This is a genomic window from Pseudoflavonifractor sp. HCP28S3_F10 (genome assembly GCF_052065415.1).
Lineage (GTDB): Bacteria > Bacillota > Clostridia > Oscillospirales > Oscillospiraceae > Pseudoflavonifractor_A.
In genome coordinates this window covers 1-1,297 of the sequence record NZ_JBQHUB010000067.1, presented here as the reverse complement: position 1 = coordinate 1,297, position 1,297 = coordinate 1, and the positions used below count along the sequence as shown (strand labels likewise).

2 protein-coding genes are annotated in these 1,297 nt (G+C 50.2%); both read right to left on the bottom strand.

Going from position 1 to position 1,297, the window contains the following annotated elements; genetic code table 11:
- Nucleotides 1-885 (bottom strand): Ig-like domain-containing protein (locus tag ACTNBZ_RS14310; protein ID WP_441210946.1); only part of this gene is annotated, 885 nt, incomplete at its 3' end.
- Between the two features lie 182 nt (nt 886-1,067).
- Nucleotides 1,068-1,297 (bottom strand): dockerin type I repeat-containing protein (locus tag ACTNBZ_RS14305; RefSeq protein ID WP_441210945.1); only part of this gene is annotated, 230 nt, incomplete at its 5' end.

The window sequence follows — 1,297 nt, the reverse complement described above, 5'->3', positions numbered from 1 at the left end:
GGAGGTCCAGGTCACCGTCTTGTCTTCAGCGTTGTCAGGCTTGACGGTTGCAGTCAGGGTCTCATTCTTGCCGACCTCCAGGGTCAGAGCGGTCTTGTTCAGCTCGATGCTTGCCACAGGAACGGGGGTAGGAGTTGCTTCGTTCACGGTCACGGCGCAGGAAGCAGACTGCTCACCAGCCTTGGCGGTGATAATCGCTTTGCCGGAGGCTACTGCAGTTACCTTACCGGTGGAATCAACGGTTGCTACTTCCGGTTTGTCGGAAGACCAAGCCACTGTATCAGTCGTGTCGGACGGGGTGACAGTTGCCGTCAGAGTTTCGGTTGCACCGACTGTCAAAGTCAGTTCTTCCTTGTTGAGGTTGATGCCGGTTGCGGGCTTCGGAGCGGCGGTGATGCTGACGGTTGCGTCGTTGATAGTTACAGCCATGTCATCGTACTCGCTGTCGAAGACATTTCCATCCCAATCTGTAAGGCTAACCGCCTTGTTTCCACTTGCTCCATCATCAACCGTACATTTGAATTCAAGCAGCTCCAAGGTAGATTCACTGGTATAGTTGGCATTGCCTACACCATATGTCAGGCTGCCTTCCGTCCAATTGATTGCAACTGCGCTCATTGCTGTTTGAGCACCGTCAGCGATTTTTCCAGAACCGGGCACAAATGTCAATCCGCTTGGGATGCTTAATTTGAATCCCAAACCGAAAAGATCTGTAACCGATCCCAGTGTTACTTTGTAGGTGATGGTATCACCTGGGGATGCTTCGGCTTTGTCTGCTGTCACTGTCAACGATGTAGAACCCGCTGCCAATGCCGGCACTGCAGTTGCCAGCATCGTGAAAAGCATAACAAAACTCAGCACAATTGATGTGATTCGCTTGTTCATGACCAAGCTCCTCCTTTTAAAATTTTTGCGGGGCGTTTTCTTACTCACCGTCTCATAGCCTCGCTTAGTTATGATCCGGCAGGGATATTGCTATCCGGTTTATTCTTAAACCCAATGTCCCTCCCCATATGGCTTATGGGGAAGGAACACCGGTGTTAAGACAACACATGACGCTATTCGACTTACCACAACGGCTTGGAATTATCATAATGCTGGTAGACACGGTTCCAGTCTTTGAGATTTACCTTTCCGTCTCCGGTCACATCGCCGCAAGCAAGTGCATAATCTGTCAGCACGTTACTATTGTCATAATGCTGATAGATTCGGTTCCAGTCTTTGAGATTTACCTTTCCGTCACCTGTAACATCACCAAGCAGGCAAATCTTCACATCCTGCGTCACATTCTCCGCGC